This is a genomic window from Dellaglioa sp. CoH-57-MRSF-17, from assembly GCF_056782015.1.
In genome coordinates this window covers 1-19,898 of the sequence record NZ_JBXAXY010000010.1, presented here as the reverse complement: position 1 = coordinate 19,898, position 19,898 = coordinate 1, and the positions used below count along the sequence as shown (strand labels likewise).

General features: G+C 32.1%; 18 protein-coding genes and 4 tRNA genes. 17 read left to right on the top strand and 5 right to left on the bottom strand.

Annotated features, from left to right (window positions below; all coding sequences use genetic code 11):
- The first annotated feature begins 85 nt into the window (after nucleotides 1-85).
- From AC1RPJ_RS07460 to nrdG, 6 genes are all read left to right on the top strand, one after another.
- Nucleotides 86-159 (top strand) — tRNA-Trp (locus AC1RPJ_RS07460).
- A 12-nt stretch (nucleotides 160-171) separates the two neighbouring features.
- A tRNA-His gene (locus tag AC1RPJ_RS07455) sits at nucleotides 172-244 on the top strand.
- Nucleotides 245-277: 33 nt separating this feature from the next.
- A tRNA-Cys gene (locus AC1RPJ_RS07450) sits at nucleotides 278-348 on the top strand.
- 12 nt (nucleotides 349-360) lie between these two features.
- Nucleotides 361-444 (top strand) — tRNA-Leu (locus AC1RPJ_RS07445).
- A gap of 422 nt (nucleotides 445-866) precedes the next feature.
- A complete protein-coding gene (nrdD, locus tag AC1RPJ_RS07440) occupies nucleotides 867-3,041 on the top strand; it encodes an anaerobic ribonucleoside-triphosphate reductase (RefSeq protein WP_481761980.1) in 2,175 nt (724 codons plus the stop codon).
- On the top strand, nucleotides 3,016-3,606 hold the full coding sequence (gene nrdG, locus AC1RPJ_RS07435; RefSeq protein ID WP_481761979.1) for an anaerobic ribonucleoside-triphosphate reductase activating protein: 591 nt from the start codon (nucleotides 3,016-3,018) through the stop codon (nucleotides 3,604-3,606). The genes nrdD and nrdG overlap by 26 nt, the downstream gene beginning before the upstream one ends.
- A 47-nt stretch (nucleotides 3,607-3,653) precedes the next feature.
- Here the strand turns inward: nrdG and AC1RPJ_RS07430 are convergent, their stop codons facing one another.
- From AC1RPJ_RS07430 to AC1RPJ_RS07420, 3 genes are read right to left on the bottom strand one after another with little or no spacing between them, the layout of a single operon-like run.
- Nucleotides 3,654-4,211, bottom strand: a complete 558-nt coding sequence (locus AC1RPJ_RS07430; RefSeq protein WP_481761978.1) for a M15 family metallopeptidase — start codon at nucleotides 4,209-4,211, stop codon at nucleotides 3,654-3,656.
- A gap of 11 nt (nucleotides 4,212-4,222) precedes the next feature.
- On the bottom strand, nucleotides 4,223-5,269 hold the full coding sequence (locus tag AC1RPJ_RS07425) for a sensor histidine kinase (protein ID WP_481761977.1): 1,047 nt from the start codon (nucleotides 5,267-5,269) through the stop codon (nucleotides 4,223-4,225).
- A 9-nt stretch (nucleotides 5,270-5,278) separates the two neighbouring features.
- Nucleotides 5,279-5,953: a response regulator transcription factor gene (locus AC1RPJ_RS07420; protein WP_481761976.1), complete on the bottom strand. Its 675-nt coding sequence runs from the start codon at nucleotides 5,951-5,953 to the stop codon at nucleotides 5,279-5,281.
- Nucleotides 5,954-6,093: 140 nt separating this feature from the next.
- On the opposite strand from AC1RPJ_RS07420, the gene AC1RPJ_RS07415 reads away from it, so the two are divergent.
- Nucleotides 6,094-6,849 carry an ABC transporter ATP-binding protein gene (locus AC1RPJ_RS07415; RefSeq protein WP_481761983.1) on the top strand — a complete coding sequence of 252 codons (756 nt, stop codon included), beginning with the start codon at nucleotides 6,094-6,096 and terminating at the stop codon, nucleotides 6,847-6,849.
- Complete coding sequence (locus AC1RPJ_RS07410; protein WP_481761975.1) at nucleotides 6,846-8,882, top strand: ABC transporter permease; 2,037 nt, start codon at nucleotides 6,846-6,848, stop codon at nucleotides 8,880-8,882. The genes AC1RPJ_RS07415 and AC1RPJ_RS07410 overlap by 4 nt, the downstream gene beginning before the upstream one ends.
- Nucleotides 8,883-9,062: 180 nt before the next feature.
- Here the strand turns inward: AC1RPJ_RS07410 and AC1RPJ_RS07405 are convergent, their stop codons facing one another.
- Nucleotides 9,063-9,572, bottom strand: coding sequence for an antibiotic biosynthesis monooxygenase (locus tag AC1RPJ_RS07405; protein WP_481761974.1), 510 nt, complete (start codon nucleotides 9,570-9,572; stop codon nucleotides 9,063-9,065).
- Between the two features lie 91 nt (nucleotides 9,573-9,663).
- On the opposite strand from AC1RPJ_RS07405, the gene AC1RPJ_RS07400 reads away from it, so the two are divergent.
- From AC1RPJ_RS07400 to pepF, 5 genes are all read left to right on the top strand, one after another.
- Nucleotides 9,664-10,401: an MBL fold metallo-hydrolase gene (locus AC1RPJ_RS07400; RefSeq protein WP_481761973.1), complete on the top strand. Its 738-nt coding sequence runs from the start codon at nucleotides 9,664-9,666 to the stop codon at nucleotides 10,399-10,401.
- A gap of 405 nt (nucleotides 10,402-10,806) precedes the next feature.
- The gene (spxA, locus tag AC1RPJ_RS07395; protein WP_481761972.1) at nucleotides 10,807-11,205 is read left to right on the top strand and encodes a transcriptional regulator SpxA; all 399 of its coding nucleotides are present in this window, start codon (nucleotides 10,807-10,809) and stop codon (nucleotides 11,203-11,205) included.
- Between the two features lie 167 nt (nucleotides 11,206-11,372).
- Nucleotides 11,373-12,047 carry an adaptor protein MecA gene (locus AC1RPJ_RS07390; RefSeq protein ID WP_481761971.1) on the top strand — a complete coding sequence of 225 codons (675 nt, stop codon included), beginning with the start codon at nucleotides 11,373-11,375 and terminating at the stop codon, nucleotides 12,045-12,047.
- 66 nt (nucleotides 12,048-12,113) lie between these two features.
- Nucleotides 12,114-13,256, top strand: coding sequence for a competence protein CoiA (locus AC1RPJ_RS07385; RefSeq protein ID WP_481761970.1), 1,143 nt, complete (start codon nucleotides 12,114-12,116; stop codon nucleotides 13,254-13,256).
- Between the two features lie 48 nt (nucleotides 13,257-13,304).
- Nucleotides 13,305-15,125, top strand: a complete 1,821-nt coding sequence (pepF, locus tag AC1RPJ_RS07380; protein WP_481761969.1) for an oligoendopeptidase F — start codon at nucleotides 13,305-13,307, stop codon at nucleotides 15,123-15,125.
- Between the two features lie 44 nt (nucleotides 15,126-15,169).
- On the opposite strand, the gene AC1RPJ_RS07375 is transcribed toward pepF, so the two are convergent.
- Nucleotides 15,170-15,787: a DsbA family protein gene (locus AC1RPJ_RS07375; RefSeq protein WP_481761968.1), complete on the bottom strand. Its 618-nt coding sequence runs from the start codon at nucleotides 15,785-15,787 to the stop codon at nucleotides 15,170-15,172.
- 252 nt (nucleotides 15,788-16,039) lie between these two features.
- On the opposite strand from AC1RPJ_RS07375, the gene yjbM reads away from it, so the two are divergent.
- From yjbM to mgtE, 4 genes are read left to right on the top strand one after another with little or no spacing between them, the layout of a single operon-like run.
- The gene (gene yjbM, locus AC1RPJ_RS07370; RefSeq protein WP_481761967.1) at nucleotides 16,040-16,669 is read left to right on the top strand and encodes a GTP diphosphokinase; all 630 of its coding nucleotides are present in this window, start codon (nucleotides 16,040-16,042) and stop codon (nucleotides 16,667-16,669) included.
- A gap of 39 nt (nucleotides 16,670-16,708) precedes the next feature.
- Entirely contained in the window at nucleotides 16,709-17,512 is an 804-nt protein-coding gene (locus AC1RPJ_RS07365) for an NAD kinase (RefSeq protein ID WP_481761966.1), read from the top strand.
- Complete coding sequence (locus tag AC1RPJ_RS07360) at nucleotides 17,502-18,395, top strand: RluA family pseudouridine synthase (RefSeq protein WP_481761982.1); 894 nt, start codon at nucleotides 17,502-17,504, stop codon at nucleotides 18,393-18,395. Before AC1RPJ_RS07365 ends, AC1RPJ_RS07360 begins: the two co-directional genes overlap by 11 nt.
- Before the next feature lie 17 nt (nucleotides 18,396-18,412).
- On the top strand, nucleotides 18,413-19,780 hold the full coding sequence (mgtE, locus tag AC1RPJ_RS07355) for a magnesium transporter (RefSeq protein ID WP_481761981.1): 1,368 nt from the start codon (nucleotides 18,413-18,415) through the stop codon (nucleotides 19,778-19,780).
- The last annotated feature ends 118 nt before the right edge of the window (nucleotides 19,781-19,898 follow it).

The window sequence follows — 19,898 nt, the reverse complement described above, 5'->3', positions numbered from 1 at the left end:
GAGTAGCGAAGAGGCTAAACGCGGCGGACTGTAAATCCGCTCCTTCGGGTTCGGTGGTTCGAATCCACTCTCTTCCATTTTTTATAGGGGTATAGTTTAAAGGTAGAACTACGGTCTCCAAAACCGTCAGTGTGGGTTCAATTCCTACTACCCCTGCCATTTTTTGTTTTGGCGATATTGGCGAAGTGGTTAACGCACCGGATTGTGGCTCCGGCACGCGTGGGTTCGATTCCCACATGTCGCCTTTTATAAGGTTATATCAAGTAATAATTAATATGGCGGTATAGCCAAGTGGTAAGGCAGAGGTCTGCAAAACCTTCATCACCGGTTCAAATCCGGTTACCGCCTTACACGAGTTATGCCGGTGTGGCGGAATTGGCAGACGCGCTGGACTCAAAATCCAGTTCCAGCAATGGAGTATCGGTTCGACCCCGATCACCGGTATTATTAAGTATTATAGAGAGTATTAGAAAACATGAAAGCCCATTGATTGGGCTTTTTTTGTACGCTAAATTATGAAGAATAATACGAAATTATAGAAAGTTGAGCTTTTGTTGAACTTTTTTGGCTCTTCGTCAACTGTTGTTGGTGGATAATAGTATGAAAATTCTAATCACTTAATAATTAGAGTTTTTTTGGTATAAATTTTTAAGTGTATAAAATATTCTGGTATTGAAATCATATAATAATTTTTTAACTGATATATATACGTCTAACTTTTTAATTACATTTCAAACATCTTGATAGTAAATCATAGTGTACAACAATATATAGATAGTATATATTGTTGTACACTATATATTGTTGTTTTTAAGAGGATAATCAAGTAACATATATTTATTGCTGTAAGAAAAGGAAGGTCACTTATGAAAAAAGTAGAGGTAAAGTTAGATATGCAAGTGCCTGACATATTTGAAAAGCGTGATGGTCGAAAAGTTGATTTTGCATTACGTAAAGTTTTAAGTAGTACTTTGCGTCGATTAAATAGTAAAAAAAATCAAGAAAGCTATCAGGAATTACTATTACATAAATTAAGTAATTATCAAAAAATTAATGCCCAAACGATGTATGGCTTAGTTATAGCTACATATCGTGAATTAGGCTACCGTGATGCATTGGATAGCTTTCAGGAATATAGAATAAATGATGAAAAATTGTGGAAAGAGCAAACTGATCCAGCTGGTCGTTTGGATAAATTATTAAATAAAGATGATACAATTGTTCATGAAAATGCTAATAAGGATAGCAATGTATTCAATACACAACGTGATTTGACGGCTGGGACAGTGGGTAAAACTTTGGGATTAAAATTAATGCCTGAATCACTAGCTAAAGCACATTTACGTGGTTCAATTCATTATCATGATTTAGATTACACACCCTGGAGTCCTATGACTAACTGCTGTCTGATTGATTTTAAAGAGATGTTAACAAATGGATTTAAAATAGGAAATGCTGAAGTTGAAAGTCCTCATTCAATTCAGACCGCAACTGCGCAAATGGCACAAATTATTGCTAATGTAGCCTCAAGTCAGTATGGTGGTTGTTCTGCAGATAGGGTGGATGAGTTACTAGCGCCATTTGCTGAATTAAATTATAAGAAGCATTTAATAGATGCAAAAGTATGGATTGGGAATCCAATAAAACAGATAGAATTTGCTAAACTTAAAACAAGCAAAGATATTTATGATGCCATGCAAGGATTAGAGTATGAAATCAATACTTTATTCTCTTCGCAAGGACAGACGCCGTTTACTACGTTAGGTTTTGGGTTGGGTGAAAGTTGGATTGAACGAGAAATTCAAATCTCAATTTTAAAAATTAGAATAAAAGGATTAGGTCGTGAGCATCGTACGGCAATATTTCCTAAATTAGTATTTACAATAAAAAAGGATTTAAACTTTAAACATGGGGACCCTAACTACGATATTAAGGCCTTAGCTGTTGATTGTGCTACGAAGAGAATGTACCCTGACATATTAATGTATGACAAGATAAAAGAGCTTACGGGCAGTTTCAAGGTACCTATGGGCTGTCGTAGCTTTCTGCAAGGATGGAAAGATAAAAATGGTAATGAAGTCAATTCTGGGCGTATGAATTTAGGCGTTGTTACAGTTAATTTACCACGAATTGCTTTGGAATCCGAAGGTAATATTGATTTATTTTGGGATATCTTTAAAGAGAGGATGCAGGTTTGTAAAGAGGCATTAGTCTTTAAAGTTAACCGTGTCAAGGAAGCTATCCCAGAGAATGCACCCATTCTATATCAACATGGTGCTTTTGGCGAAAGGTTAAAAGCAGACGGAGATGTTGATGATTTATTCAAGAATCGTCGCGCTACGGTCTCATTAGGTTATATTGGACTATATGAAGTTGGAACTGTTTTTTTTGGACCTAATTGGGAAAAAAATGAAAAGGCGCATAATTTTACGATTGACATCGTTAAACGCCTCAAGGAGTATTGTACAGATTGGTCAGATGAATACGATTATCATTTTAGTGTTTATTCAACTCCTAGTGAATCCTTAACAGATCGTTTCTGTGTATTAGACACTGAAAAATTTGGTGAAATTAAAGATGTTACAGAAAAGGAATATTATACAAATAGTTTTCATTATGACGTTAGGAAAAATCCAACTCCGTTTGAAAAATTGTCGTTTGAAATGGAATATCCTAAATATGCATCAGGTGGATTTATTCATTACTGTGAATACCCAAATTTACGTCAAAATCCTAAGGCTTTAGAAGCAGTCTGGGATTGGGCTTATGATAAAATCGGCTATTTAGGAACTAATACCCCTATTGATCATTGTTATAAATGTGGTTTTGATGGTGAATTTAACCCAACTGAACGAGGATTTGAATGCCCTAAATGTCAAAATCATGATCCAAAAACATGTGATGTTGTTAAAAGGACATGTGGATACTTAGGTAATCCACAGCAACGTCCGATGGTTCATGGACGTCATAAAGAAATTGCTTCTCGTGTTAAAAATATGACTTTAGGAATGGTTGATGATGGAACGACAAAAGAGAGTTAAAGCACCACGAAATCCGAAACCTAAAGAATGGATTGCCAGTGAGTTAAGCCAACAGTATATTGCATCTTATAAACCATTTAATTTTGTTGATGGTGAAGGGGTTCGTTGTAGTTTATACGTTAGTGGCTGTTTATTTGCTTGTCCGGGTTGTTATAATAAGGCAGCGCAAAATTTTAGATATGGGACACCATATACAAAAGAGCTTGAAGATCAAATAATAACTGATTTAAGCGAAGACTATTGCCAAGGATTAACTTTATTAGGCGGAGAGCCTTTTGTTAACACGCAGGTTTGTTTAAGCTTAGTGAATCGTATTCATGATACTTATGGATGGACGAAAGATATCTGGTCTTGGACTGGTTATACATGGGATGAATTAATGCTTGAATCTGATGATAAACTTGAATTACTTTCAAAGATTGATATTTTAGTCGACGGTCGATTCGAATTACCAAAAAAAGATTTAACTTTGCAATTTAGAGGTAGCTCAAATCAAAGAATTATTGATGTTCAAAAATCATTAATTGCGGGTGAAGTTATTCTCTGGGATAAATTGTTAAGATAAAAAACTTGTCACAATACCTTGTATGTAAGGTGTTGTGACAAGTTTTTTTAATAATCATTTGGATTCGCGATAAGTGGTGAATAGTCATTCATATCAGAATCTCTATAGTCCCACCATTCTTCAGAATATCCGATAAAACCAGCAGTTATCATAGCGTTATTTAGTATATCGTAATTTATTTGTTGTTGAGGTGTTCGTTTATAATTTCTTCCAGCTCGTTCTGAAAAGTCGTCAAATTCACTTTGCATGTTAAGCTCGTGGCCATCCATATCACAGATAGTTAAATCAAATGTCACGCCTTTTTGATGACTGAAATTAGGATTTGGCTTCGCTACAAAATTAGGATCGGGATAAACGTCAAATAATTTTTTTTGAGCAGAGACTGGTCTGTAGGCGTCCCAAATTTTTAAACGATAGCCTTGAGTTTTGAGTAATTGACTTGCGATACCAAGTTTCTTAGCTGTTCCTGTTCTAGCGATTGCTGTAGAAAAGTCATAAATAATTTGGTTAGTAAAGTTGTCTTTTGTAGCATAGCGTAAATCTACAATAATATTAGGATCAATATCTTTAATATTTGTAAAACCGAGTTCAATTTCTGATAACATGATAGACCCTCCTAGCGAAGAATTTCGCCCATTTCATCATTATAATAAGAAAGTTTAGGAAATATAATTTTAACTGTAGTACCTTCATTTTTTGGAGATTCAATTTCTAATTGGTGACCTAATTTTTGACTTAGTTGATTTGCTAAATAAAGGCCTAATCCGGTTGCATTTTGGTTGAATTGACGCCCGTTATTCCCGGTAAATCCTTTGTCAAAAACGCGAGCTAAATCTGCGTTCGGGATACCAATGCCATTATCTTTAATGGCTAATATCGTTTCTTTTTCAGTATCTTTAAGAGAAATAACGATTTCACCATTATTTGGTGTGTATTTTAATGAATTGGTAATCACTTGATTTAAGATAAAACGTAGCCATTTTGAATCAGTTAGAACGGAAATATCTGTACTGTTAAAAACGAAACGAATATGTTTTGAAAAAAATAAGTTCATATTATCCCGAATGACAAGATTAACTACTTTTTTTAGTGAATCATCTTGAATTAAATAATCATTTGAAAAGCTATCTAAACGAGAATAATAAATCACTTGTTCAACAAAATTTTCAATGTTTTTTAATTCAATTTCAGTTTGCATGACTTGTTTTTCAGATAGCTTGCCATCAGATGTTTCAATTAGTAACTGAATAGCAGCTAAGGGAACTTTAATATCATGAATCCAAGCATTTAAAAAATCCTCTTGTTCTTGTTGTTTAGACAAGATATTATTTATTTGTATTTGATGATTGTTTAATAGGGCATTAACATAACCCTGATATAAACGTTGTTCATTGGAATGTGCACCATTAATAGGAATCAATAAATCTGCTGTTGCTGGATCAATTGGTAATTTAAATTTTTGGTACCATTGATGATTAATCCAGTAACGTGTTACAACAAAAATACTTGATATAATAACTACCAGAATATCTATATATAATAATGTAGATAAAACAATGTTATGGAATGGATCAAACCACAATACAAGATTAATTAAGAGAATAACTAGAAGGAAAAAGATGATTGTTGTAATTCTATCTGAAATGTACTTAAAAAATGTCATTAGTGTCTCCTAAGGGATAAGATAACCTTGTCCTACCTTTGTCTCGATAAAATTGGGTAATCCAGCTTGTGCTATTTTTTTACGAACGCGATTAATATTAACGGTTAACGTATTGTCATCAACAAAATGTTCGTCTTCCCAGAGTTCTCGAAGTAATTTTTCACGGCTAACAATTTTCCCTGTCTGACGCATTAAATATTGCAGTAACTGGTACTCATTTTTTGATAAATCAATAATTTTATCGTTAAATTTTGCAGTTCCATTTTGTAAATTCAAAAAAAGGCCATTATGCTCGAGTGTTTCTGGTCCCATTTCTGCGTAATTGTAAGTGCGTCGTAATAATGCAGAAATTTTTGCAACTAAAACTTCCATTGAGTAAGGTTTATTTACGAAGTCATCGCCACCCATATTCATTGCCATAACCATATCCATATTGGTATTTCGGCTTGAGATAAATATAATTGGTACATTTGATATTTCACGGATTTTTTTACACCAGTAAAAGCCATCAAAATCGGGTAAATTAATGTCTAATAAAACTAAATGTGGTTTTTTTTCAATGAATTCAAGATCAATTTCACTAAAATTATTAATTAAAATAGGGTTGAATCGCCATTTTGCTAGACTATCTGCAGTAATGTTGGCAATTGTTTTATCATCTTCAACAATCATTATACTAAACATATTATCACCTCTTTAAAGTAAGAACTATTTACCCTACAATACCGGTTTTTAGCATTAAATTCAAATAGATAAAAAGCGTAAATAAATATTGGCGTAATTATCCTATATATAGGATAATACTTGGTAATAGGAGAAATGAAATTATGACATTTATTGAAGTAGATCACGTTAAAAAAATTTATGGAATGAAGTTTAATAGATCGACTGCAATTGATAATATTTCGTTTGTAATTGATTCAGGAGAATTTGTTGGTATTATGGGACCATCTGGTGCAGGAAAAACGACGTTATTAAATATGATGTCGACTATTGATAAGCCAACTTTTGGACATGTTAGAATAGATAACCAGGATATAACACAATATAATGAAAAAAAATTGTCTGAGTTTAGAAGACAACAGTTAGGGTTTATTTTTCAAGATTTTAATTTACTTAATTCGTTGACTATCAAGGAAAATATAATTTTGCCCTTAGCATTGGATAAAGTAAATGTAGAAATAATTGAGGCAAAACTTGCTAATATTGCTAATATTTTAAATTTAAATAATATTTTAAAACATTTTCCAAATGAAATTTCAATTGGTCAACAGCAGAGGGTTGCAGTTGCACGAGCTATTATAACGGCACCCAAAATGTTATTCGCAGATGAACCGACAGGAAGTCTAGATTCAAAAGCAGCTACGGAACTATTGAAGTATTTAACAGACGTGAATGAAAAGCAAAAGATGACGCTCATGATGGTAACTCATGATGCATTTACAGCTAGTTATTGTAAAAGAATTATTTTTATTAAAGATGGGAATATCTTTGCCGAAATTAGGCGAGATGGCTCTAGAAAAGAATTTTTCCAAAAAATAATTGATATGCAAGCAGCTATTGGTGGGGGAAAGCAATGAAACCACTAGTGAATATTGTTTTTAAAAGTATTTGGCGCAGTTTATGGGATTATTTAATTTACATTATTGCTAGTGCGATAGCAGTTACAGTTTATTTTTCATTTTTGTCAATGTCAATTAACAAAGAGTTAACACAAAATGCGCGCGTAGAGTTACCAATTTCTGTTACTTTACGTATTAGTAGTTTTTTAATTTTGATTTTTATTGCTTGTTTCATGATGTACACTAATCTTTTTGTGGCGAAACGGCGAGAAAAAGAAATTGCTGTTTACCATCTTCTTGGAGTGAAAAAAAAAGAAATTGCGACAATGCTATTTATTGAAAATTTAATTCTAGGTAATATAGCATTACTGATTGGTTTAGTGGTTGGTGCGATCTTTTCTAAATTATTTGCTATGATTTTGTTGAGGGCTATGTTTATTGTGGCAGATACCAATATTATTATATCTTGGCATAGTTTAATTAGTACAATAGTTATCTTTAACGTTATCTTTTTAATGATGTCAACTGTTAATGCAAGTGTTATTTATCGTAAACAATTAGTTTCATTGTTTAAAAATAGTGATAATGCCAGTGTCGAAAAATTTGGACCATTTAAACGATTTATGGCTATCATTAGTATCTTTTTTATTATTGTACCTTTATTTATGGCAGTAAATTTTGAAAATTTGGGACCTATTTTTAATGTTTGGTTACGTAAAAATGATTATTTTTTAGCAGTATTGATTATTGCAATTATGATTATCTTAGGGACTCTTTTGATTTTTAATTATTTGGTGCCGATAATGATAAGTATGATACAAAAATGGCGACATTTTATGTATCGGGGTGGTAGGCTACTTGCTTTTTCTAATTTAAAAGTCAGTTTAAGACAAAATAAGGTCATCTTAAGTTTAATGACTTTATTAATAATGTTCTCTTTATCTGTATTTATTGGAGTGGCTACGTTGTATTCATATTCCCAAAAAACAATTGATCAAGTGGCACCAGCTCATTTTATTACGGACGATTATCATTTAAAAACTGTAAAAAAAGTATTAAAACAAAACAATTTAATAGTGAAACAGCAAGTAAGTGGACATCTTAAAATTGTACCGATGAAAACAAGTGTTCAATTAAAAGCAAATAATCAAAGTGAAGCTAAAATTGTGCCAATTACAATAATGTCAGAAACAGATTATAATCATGCGCGTAAAATTCAAGATGATTTAGAACCGATTAAGATTAAATCGAATGAGACAGTTATGATTTTACACAAGTTAGCAAGATATCAAATTAATGATGATAACCAGCTCATTCAATTTAAGCAAAAATCAATGAACAAATTAAAGATAAAAACATACTTAAGTACGTTTCCGTATGGTGAAATACATTACATTCAAAATTTGTTAATTGTTAAAGATAGTGTCTACAAACGTGTTGATAGCAACACAAAATATGGACTTACAGCTATTAATATTAAAAATTATCAGGAATTTGCACAATCTAAAAATGATTTCGGACATAAATTAGATAATCAATCTAAAGAACAGACCTATTTGCAGCAGACAGGGACAACATTATCGAATGTCCGTTATAAATTTTCTAATCAAATTAAGTCAAACTACCATTATCGAAATTTGGGTGTGAGAAATCAAGTTGAAAAAAATGTTAACGAATTAGATGGGTTTTATATTTATATAGCATGTTTTATTAGTATTATTTTAGTATTAGCAACTTGTAGTATTTTAATGTTACAACAAATGATAGATCTTAGACAAAATCAAAAAACTTATTCACTAATGCAAAGTCTAGGTGTGACCAAAAAAGAGATTAAGCGAATTATTTATCAGCAAACAGCCAGTTTATTTTTAATTCCGGTTATTTTAGGATCGATAGAAGCAATATTTACTTTTAATATTTATGTCGCATTATTTGATCAACCTAACCTAAATGTTCTCATTTTCTTCTGGGGGACCTTCTATGTGATGTATTTAGGCTTATTTTTAATTACCGTGAGAGTGTTGAATCGGATAATAAATAACAGAGTTTAAGAACGGTTAAATGATTAATAGCCTAAAAGTTAGAAAACTTTTTAGGCTATTTTTTGGTTGGAAATTAAACATTTTTGGGGAATAACTATTGTAAAAAAATAGCTAATTAATGACTTGTTTGAGTCATTAATTAGCTATTAATATCGTTTGTGGAATACGGATTGTTTTTAACTAATTGGATTAATCTTTTATATTAATTAATTCATTAACAGAATACACTGCGTCTATGGGAGTAATTTGAAACTCACTTTCATAGTACTTTAACTGTTTATAATTTGACGTTTTACGCCAATTAATAAAATCAGATTGTTGCTTCCAAATTGTTAAAAAAACATAATTATAACCTTTAGATAAAGACTGTAATGTGTAAAAAGAAATGATACCAGTTGGTTTTGTTTGTTCATTAATAAAAGTTTGTACTTGAGCTAAGTAAACTTTACTTTCTTCATCGCTCAAAGTAATATATTTAAAATGATAAAAACCTTGCCATGAATCCATTCCTACATGATATCGAACACGGAAGTCTAATCCAGAGTAGAAAATAGAATTATCATCTGATGTGTCTAATAAGTAAGAATTATTGTACTTATTAATTGGATTAAGTAGAATAAATGATCGGGATGGATTATTTCGAATTATAGACTTTAAAAAATATTCAGCGCCTAATGCTGTGTTTATATGATTTAACAAAGATACATCTCCCATTTACTTTAATTCATTATTAAGTATAGCCCAAAAAAAGGTATAATAGAGTCAAAAGTAACAGGAAGGACAATTAAAAATGAAGTTGACAATTTTAGGATTCTATGGGGGTTATCCTGCCCATACAGTTGGAACTAGTTCATATTTAATTCAGAGTAATGGTTTTAATTTATTGTTGGACTGTGGAAGTGGAGCAATGCTTAGTCTAGAACCTAAACTAGATTCCTTGAAGTTAGATGCAGTTGTTTTATCACATTATCATCAGGATCATATCGCAGATGTCGGCGTTTTACAGTATAGCTGGCAGATTAACGGTGAACAAGTGAAGCAACCACTTCCTATTTATGGGCCATCTATTGATCAAGAAGCATTAGCAAAATTAACTTGGGCAAATGCGACAATTGGAATAGGATATAAGAATAAAGAAGTTATAGACATTGGGCCTTTTACTTTTGAATTTTTAGAAACAATTCACCCAGTGCCTACATATGCTATGAGAATAACGGAACGGGCAACTGGGAAGGTCTTTGTTTTTACAGCTGATACGGCGTATGACGAAAAATTAAATGAAATTAGTCAAAATGCAGATATATTAATGACCGATACAAACTTTTTTGATGATAAAATTGGCAAAAAATGGCATATGACATCTACCGAGTCTGGAAAGTTTGCTCGTTTAAATAATGCTAAAAGATTAATTTTAACGCATTTACCAGCAAATGGTTCCCACGAATTATTAAAAGAACAAGCTGAATTATCAGCTGGCAATAATATCGATATAATACTCGCAAAAAAATATTTAGAACTAATTTTGTAATCGGATACATATTGTTAAATTTTTTTAACAATATGTATCTTTTTTTTGAAAAATAAAATAATGATAAGATTGTTGCAAATAAACGATTAAGTGCGTGTTACGTACTTTTAGTAAGTATATATCGAGTGTAAAGTATATTAAATAATTGAGATAGCAAATTATTTTTCATTCAATAAATAATAATAACTATAAAATATATGTAATATCATACTCGAAATATAAAAAACAATATCAAAAATGATGTCATTTAATCATTTAATAATGAACACAAATGAATTAAATGTATTATTAGTAAAAATATTAATTAGTAAATTTTTTTAATAAAATGGTAGTAATTTGTTTGATAATAAGTTACAATTGTTTTATAGGAATTGATAAATTTTTTATTAAAAGGAGAGAGCGCATATGGTAACTTTATATACTTCACCAAGTTGTACATCTTGTCGAAAAGCACGTGCATGGCTTAAGGAAAATAATATTCCATTCCAAGAACGTAATATTTTTTCTGAGCCTCTCAACATTGATGAAATTAAAACAATTTTGCAAATGACTGAAAATGGAACAGAAGAAGTTATTTCTAAACGCTCAAAAGTTTATCAGGAACTAGATATGGACTTAGACGATTTACCACTTCAAGAATTATTCTCATTAATTCAAGATAATCCTGGTTTATTACGTCGTCCTATTATTCTAGATGAAAAACGATTACAGGTTGGATATAACGAAGACGAAATTCGTCGCTTCTTACCAAGGGATGTACGTGCTTTAGAATTACAAAAGGCACAATTACTTGCTGGATTTTAATTAATTTAAAATTAAATAATATTGAAACATTAGTTTTTAATAAGGTAACATGGTAAAATTCAGGAAGACGCATTCCTGAATTTTTTTTATTTAGTTTAAACTACTTTACAAATAGTAAATTTTAGATAGAATTAAGGTCAAGTTATCAGAAAGATGGGTGATTAGTAATGAAAATGGAAAAAATAAATGAAAATACAATTCGTGTTTTAGTTGAAGATGAAGATTTATCTAAAAGAGGTATTACTGTTTTAGATTTATTAGGTAATAGAACTCAAATTGAAGATTTCTTTTATAGTATTTTACGCGAAGTAGACACGGAACATGAATTTGAAAATAATGAAGCAGTTACCTTCCAGGTATTACCTAATCGAGATGGCTTGGAGTTATTTATCAGTCGTGGAAAGCCAGACGAGACGCAAAATCCGAAAGAAATAAACATTTCTGATTTATCTGAGAATGATGATCTAGGAAGCTTTATAAAAGATAGATTAGCTGAGCTTGAAGACAGTGACAATGACTCACAAGATACTGTTGGATCGGGTTATAAAAAATCTGCTCAAACAAGAATGTTTGAATTTGGGGACTTCGAAGATTTTATTCAATTAGCTAAAATTTTTAGACCAACAAATACACAAAGCAATTTATTTAAAGTCCAAAATAAATATTTTTTAGAACTAATTTTTGATAAAGATAATACAACAAAAGAAACAATCGAAAATGATATAGCTGTCGCATTAGAGTATGCACAGGTTGTCTCATCGACAGGACCATTTATGGAAGAACGTGGTAAAAAGATTATGTCATCTGACGCACTCTCTGAGGCAAGAAGATACTTTAAATAAACAAACTAATCGAAAAAGGTTAGTTTGTTTTTTTGCGTATTTAAATTGTAACAAGGGGTAATTTGAATGATATTTGCAAAACAAGAACACGTAGATGAGTTGGTATGCGCAATAAATTTTAAGCAAAACAATAAATATTTTTGTCCTGGTTGCGGAGAGCGTGTTGTCTTTAAAGAAGGCCCGCAAAAACAAGCTCATTTTGCTCATTTTAAAAAGTCATGTCATTTTTTTTCAGAAGGTGAAACGAAAATACATGTCACAGGGAAAAATTTAATTAAAATGTGGGCAGAAAAAAGACATAAAAGAGCAGATATTGAGCAATATTTGCCTAAACTAAAGCAACGACCGGATGTTTTAATAAATTTAAAAAATAGCCAGTTAGTCGTAGAGTACCAATGCAGTCCGTTGACGCTAAAAGATTTTAACAAAAGGACTGACGGTTATAAACAAAATGGGTATCGTATTTTTTGGATTCTAGGGATGAAACATCGTTTAAATAAAAAATTAACACAACAACAAGCAATGTTTATAAATTTCCATAAAAATATTGGTTATTTCTTAGTATTTATCGATACTGAGCGACAGTGTTTAATTTTAAATTATGAATTATGGTTTGAAAATTTATATGGTATTCGTTACTGCACAAAAGTATTTAATGATGTAACAGACTTAATGGTATTTATCAAAAATAATTGTAGGAATAAAACTTTGAATTTGTCACCAGCAGACTTGTTCCGTCAATTGACTAAGTTAGAGAAAAATTGTTATTATTTGAATCATTATTTAAAGCAACAGATTGATTTTTGCTACATGCAGCGATATTATTTTATGGGATTTCCGATATATTGCTTGAGTCAGACGCGTCTTCCGCCAATCTATCGACATGATGACTTTTTTTGGAGAATTCGAGTTATTTTAGATTTGCAAAAATATACCACTGATGTTATTTCGAAAAAAGAGCTTGAGTTATTATTTAACCTGCAACAAAAAATCACAAAAACTCTTTTTGAAATGCCACTTGTTGGTCATCTAGCAATTAAACAAGTTAATAATGCATATATTAAGGGTTTAATTAAAAATCATATTTTAATACCAATTAAAGAATCCGAAAATTATCGAATTGACAATCAGATTGTATGGTCCAGTGATATATCGCTAAAAATGGAAAATTTACAGTTGAGGCATACATTTATTTCAAATTTTGATTAAAAATATGTTATCTTATAGGAGTAAATAAACGATATTCGGAGGCTTTTTATGACAGTAGCTAAGCAATTACCAAAGCGTGAAGAGGTACCAGAAAATTTAACGTGGGATGTAGAAAAAATATATGGTTCAGATTCATTATTTGAAGAGGATTACAAAAAAATTGAAGAATCTGTAGTAACTATCGCTAACTTTAAAGGTACATTGAGTCAAGATAGTACAACAATGTTACGTGGATTAGAAGCTATTTTGGCGCTTGAACGGATGCTCGAAAAAGTATACGTGTATGCGAATTTAAAAAATGATCAAGATACAGAAAATTCAACATATCAAGCTTTAAATTCAAGGGCTGGCGCCTTGGCAGCTAAGGTATCGGCTGCTATTTCTTGGTTTGAACCTGAAATTATTGCGATACCAGAGGATACTTTAAAGCAATTTATGTCTGATAATCCTGATTTAAAAGGCTATCGTCATTTTTTTGATAGTTTATTATTGGAGAAGGATCATGTCCTTTCGCATGCTGAAGAAACGCTCTTAGCTGGAGCAGGGGATATATTTAGCGCCTCTTCTAAAACGTTTGAAATACTGAACAATGCTGATTTGAAATTTCCAGTTGTTCAAGACGAACAAGGTAATGATGTTCAATTATCACAAGGTATTTATGGGGTCCTTCTAGAATCAACTTCTAGAAGTGTTAGAGAACAGGCCTTTAAAAAATTATATGAAGTCTATGGTCAATTTCAAAACACACTAGCTTCAACACTTTCAAGCCATGTTAAAGTTCATAACTATAGTGCACAAGTTCGACATTATAAAAGTGCCAGAGATGCGTCATTATCAAATAATCAGATACCTGAAGTTGTCTACAATACACTAATTGAGCAGGTTAATAAGAATTTACCGTTGTTACACCGTTATGTTGCATTACGTAAGAAAATTTTAAAAGTTGAAAAATTACATTCATACGATTTATATACACCAATAACAGGCGAACCCGCACTAAGTTACACGTATGATGAAGCGAAAAGTGAGGCATTAAAAGCCTTAGATAAAATGGGACCTGATTATCTAAGTCATGTTCAAGAGGCATTTGATAACCGTTGGATTGATGTTGTTGAAAATCAAGGTAAAAGAAGTGGTGCCTATTCATCAGGTATGTATGATACAGCACCATATATGTTATTAAACTGGCAAAATAATGTAAATAATCTTTATACATTGGTACATGAAATGGGACATAGTATTCATAGTTACTATACGCATCATAATCAGCCTTATTTGTATGGTGATTATCCAATTTTTTTAGCAGAAATTGCGTCAACAACTAATGAAAATACGTTAACACATTATTTATTAAAGACTCAAACAGATCCTAAGGTTAGGGCATTTTTACTTAATTATTATTTAGACGGGTTTAAAGGAACTATCTTCCGTCAAACACAATTTGCAGAATTTGAACATTGGATTCATGAGGAAGACGCGGTTGGAAACCCACTAACGGCTGATAAACTGTCTAAATACTATGCTGATTTAAATCAAAAATATTATGGAGAGAGTTTAGAACGTGATCCAGAAATTGCAATGGAATGGTCAAGAATTCCGCATTTTTATTATAATTATTATGTCTATCAATATGCAACAGGGTTTGCTGCTGCAACCACTTTATCTGAGGGAATCACTAGTGGAAAACCTGATGCATTAGAAAACTATTTGAATTATTTGAAAGCTGGGAGTTCAGATTTTCCAGTTGATGTCATGAAAAAAGCAGGTGTAGATATGACTAAGTCAGCATATCTAGTTAACGCATTTGCTGTATTTGAAGCAAGATTGAATGAATTAGAGGCATTATTACCTCAAATCTTAGAGAAATAAAAAATACGTAACTTAGTTAAAAAACTAAGCTACGTATTTTTATTTTATAAAACGTATAGTTGGTTTTGAGGGTTAATTGCTTGATGTAAGTCATTTTGAATATTAAAATCACCAGCACAAACTTTCGAAATATCTACTAAATCAGCATCTGGGAAGGATACACCACAGTCTAGACCATCAATATTATTAATGACGATTGTGGGATGCATTGTAACGTTCATATCATTGGCAATTTTTTGATCATTTTTAAATGATTTTTTTGCTAACACTGAATGTCTATCTTCATTAAACATTTCCCAGTTTAAGTTAACTTCTTTAGCAACTCGTTGAATGAGCTCTTCTGAGTAACAAGTGCTATCTTGAACTAAAGCCGCTTGAATTGCCATTAAGAAATCACGTCCACGTTTTTTTCCTTGAAAAAGAGCTGCTTTATAATCTAAAGCGGCTTGGTAAATTGACCCAGATAACACATTTCGAAGCGCTAAGTTACGTGTATCAAGATTTTTTTCAATCATGACATTGTGCACTGTTTGGATGTTTAACATGGGTACAAATTGGAATGAGATTTTTTGGGGAGATAGACGAATAAAGTCTAAAACCTTTTGTTCAGATTTGAAGCATTTTGTACCTAATGGGTTGACAAATAAATAAATTTCTAGCAAGAGTACTCCTCCAATTATAGTGATTAGATTTAAAATCGTGTGGGGTTTGATTTCATTTCTGTTTTAATAACTATTACCACTTTACCAAATTTTTTTTTTTTTTCAATTATTAACACTTAATTAATAACAGATATTATTAAAATTACTTGTTTTTTGAAAGATTTGGTAACATTGTGAGGTTAATTCGGAACTGAATCACTAATTTATGCTAAAATGAGATGAGTAAATTGAATAATAGAATAGAGTGATAAAATGGTAGAAGATTGGAAATATTTCTTTAGACCCTATGAACAGGCCGTTTCAGAAATGAAAATAAAAATGCGTGGTTTAAGAAAACAGTTCACGGGTATTGGTCAACATTCGCCAATTGAATTTGTGACAAGTCGGGTTAAATCAGTTGATAGTATTTTAGAGAAAATTGAACGACGTCAAATTTCTGAAGAACGTTTAGAAACTGACATGCAAGATATTGCGGGTATTCGCATTATGTGCCAATTTGTTGATGATATTTATCAGGTTGTTGACTTATTACGTTCTCGAAATGATATGACCGTTGTAGAAGAACGTGACTACATTACTAATAAAAAAGCGAGCGGTTATCGCTCATATCATATTGTACTTAAGTACCCGGTTCAAATGATAAATGGAGAAAAAAATGTACTTGTTGAAATTCAAATTCGCACGTTAGCTATGAATTTTTGGGCAACGATTGAGCACTCTTTAAATTATAAATATCAAGGAGAATTTCCTAGCCAATTAAATGCACGGCTCGAACGGGCAGCAGAGGCTGCGTTTAAATTAGACACTGAAATGTCCGAAATTAGAGAAGAGATTCAAGAAGCGCAGCATTTATTTTATGGTAAGGGTTTAAACAAAAAATAAACATTAGGTATCATGGGCGTCAGGAAAAGAGGGTTACGAATGAAAGTTGCTATTTTCGAAAATGATGGGGAAAAATCGCAAAAAGTTGGTAAAGAACTGTATCAAAAACTAACGGATGCACATATCGTAATTGATAATAGTCATCCTGAAATTGTGATTACGGTTGGTGGGGATGGAACTTTGCTTTCTGCTTTCAAACATTACCAAGATAACCTTGAAAACATTAGATTTGTTGGCGTACATACAGGGCATTTAGGTTTTTATACGGATTGGCGAGATGATGAAATTTCAGATTTAGTTACTAGTCTCCAATCAGATAATAAACAATCAATTAATTATCCATTATTAGATGTTAAAGTTGATTATTTTGATGCAGAATCAGAAAGATTTCTTGCATTAAATGAATCAACCTTAAAAAGGATTAACAATACAATGGTAACGGATGTTTATATTGGTGATCAGTTATTTGAAAAGTTTCGTGGAGATGGTTTGTGCATTTCTACGCCTACTGGATCTACTGCCTATAATAAATCGGTTGGTGGAGCGGTTATTCATCCCGAACTCGAGTCAATACAAATGGCAGAAATTGCGTCTATTAACAATCGTGTGTTTAGGACGCTAAGCTCACCAGTTATTGTGGCTTCAAATGATTGGATTACACTGAAACCAACACAAAGCAGTGACTTTGTTTTTAGTATAGACCAAGAAATCTATCATAATCGGCAAATTAAGGCAATTAAATATAAAATAGCGAAGGAACACATTTGTTTTGCCAAATATCGACATAATAATTTCTGGAAACGTGTAAATGAGGCGTTTATTGGTAGTGATTATGCAGATTGATTGGCAGTATACAGGGACGTCTCCTCAAAAAGTGAAGACTTTTCTGAAAAATGAAGGTGTATCTAGGCGATTACTTGCAACGCTTAAGTATTGTGGTGGTAAGCTATTAGTCAACGATAACGAGCAGTGGGCAATTGACTTCATTCAAACAAATGATAAAGTGAGTATTGTTCTACCAGCTGAGAAAAATAAAAATGAATTAAAAAAATCGTTTGTACCAATTGATATCGTTTTTGAAGATCGCGATTTTTTAATTATTAATAAACCAGCACATGTTGCCTCAATTCCTTCATATTTACATCCGGAGGATACCTTGATTAATCGTGTCGCAGGCTATTATCAAAATCGACATTTAAATGATTTTATTCCACATATTGCGACGCGACTTGATCGTGATACGAGTGGGTTAGTATTGTTTGCTAAACATCGATTTGCTCACGCTTTATTGGATCAACAGTTACAAAATCATCTAATTAAAAAGTACTATACAGCATTTGTCGAAGGACAGATTGAAACTCCGCATGGGACAATTGATGAGCCAATTATGCGTGATCCAGAATCATTCATTAAGAGGCAGGTTGGCCATGGGGAAGGTAGTCAAGTAGCTTTAACTGAGTATTGGTTAGAGAAATCTGTAAAAGGTATTAGTCAATATAAAATCCAATTACATACGGGGAGAACACATCAAATTCGTGTTCATTTTGCATCCACAGGGCATCCCTTAGTTGGTGATACATTGTATGGTGGGCATATAATTATGCCAATGCAACGCCAAGCGCTACACTGTAGTGAAATTGAGTTTTATCAACCATTTACACATGAACAGATAAATGTTCAGAGTCACCTTGCATCGGATATGCAAAAATTTATAAATAAAAAATAAACGAGGTATTCATCATGGTGGATACAGAAAAATATAACCAAATAAAAACTGAAGAAATTATTGATTCGCTTGAAAAGAATCAACAATATAATTTTCACAATGAATTTACAGATTTGCATGTTTATGAGCAAGCTGAGATTTTTTCAGTGCTTAATAAAGAGCAACGCCAAAAGGTGTATCAGTACCTGACGCCTAAGGAATTGAGTGACACATTTGATGCCGCTGAAGATGATCCGGAAGATGTTGTTAAATATTTTGATGAAATGTCTCTAAAGTATGTGGCTGAGTTATTAGATAATATGTACACTGATAATGAGGTTGACCTGTTGGGACAACTGGATCAGCATAAATTAGCGAGATATTTAGGTCTGATGGATAAAGATAAGGCCTATGAAATAAAAAGTCTGCTGCATTATGAAGATAAGACAGCTGGTGCTATTATGTCAACTGATTTTGCCTCAATAACCTCAGATCAAACAGTGAGTTCTGCAATGCGTACTTTAAGAGAAGAAGCAAGTGATGCGGAAACAATTTACTATGATTATGTTATTAATAATGATCAGCGTTTGATGGGGATTGTAACATTACGTAATTTATTAATGAGTAATGAGAAGGCGTTAATTGGAGATATCATGACGACACCAGTTATGTCTGTTAAAGCTGATGACGATCAAGCAGACGTTGCCAAGATGATTCGGGATTATAACTTTTTAGCAATGCCAGTTACAAATTATGATGAACAATTAATTGGTGTGATTACTGTTGATGATATTATTGATGTTATTGATGAAGAATCGGCTGAGGATTACTCTGGTTTGGCCGGTGTCGATACTGAAGATCAAACAGAAAATCCATTTAAAGCAGCATCAAAACGTTTGCCATGGTTGATAACGTTATTATTTTTAGGTATGTCAACGGCAAGTTTAGTTAGTCATTTTGAAGGGTTACTGAGTGAAGCAAGTATTTTAGCTGTCTTCATTTCATTGATTACAGGAACGGCCGGTAATGCCGGAACACAAAGTTTAGCTGTTGCTGTTCGACGCCTAGCTGTAAAAGATGACAATGAACAAAGTGTGCTTAGACTAATTATAAGTGAAGTTTTCACTGGATTAGTAATTGGGGTTGTAACGGGTATTTCCGTCACTTTAATTGTCGGACTCTGGAAGGGTAACTTTGTTCTCGGGATGGTGATAGGACTTGCAATGATGTGCGCTATTACGGTGGCAAATTTAGCGGGTAGTTTTATACCAATTTTAATGGATAAAATTGGTGTTGATCCAGCAGTTGCATCAGGGCCATTTATTTCGACATTGAGTGATTTAACTTCTGTGTTAATTTATTTTAGTATTGCACAAGTATTCTTAAAATTTTTTATTGCGACTTAAAGAAAAACTTAAAAAGGTTCCAACAACTTCAGATTGAGTGATGTAATAATCCCTTTATGGTTGTCAGATGAAATAATATAATTTCATCCGATAATCATGGAGGGATTTTTGTATGTCC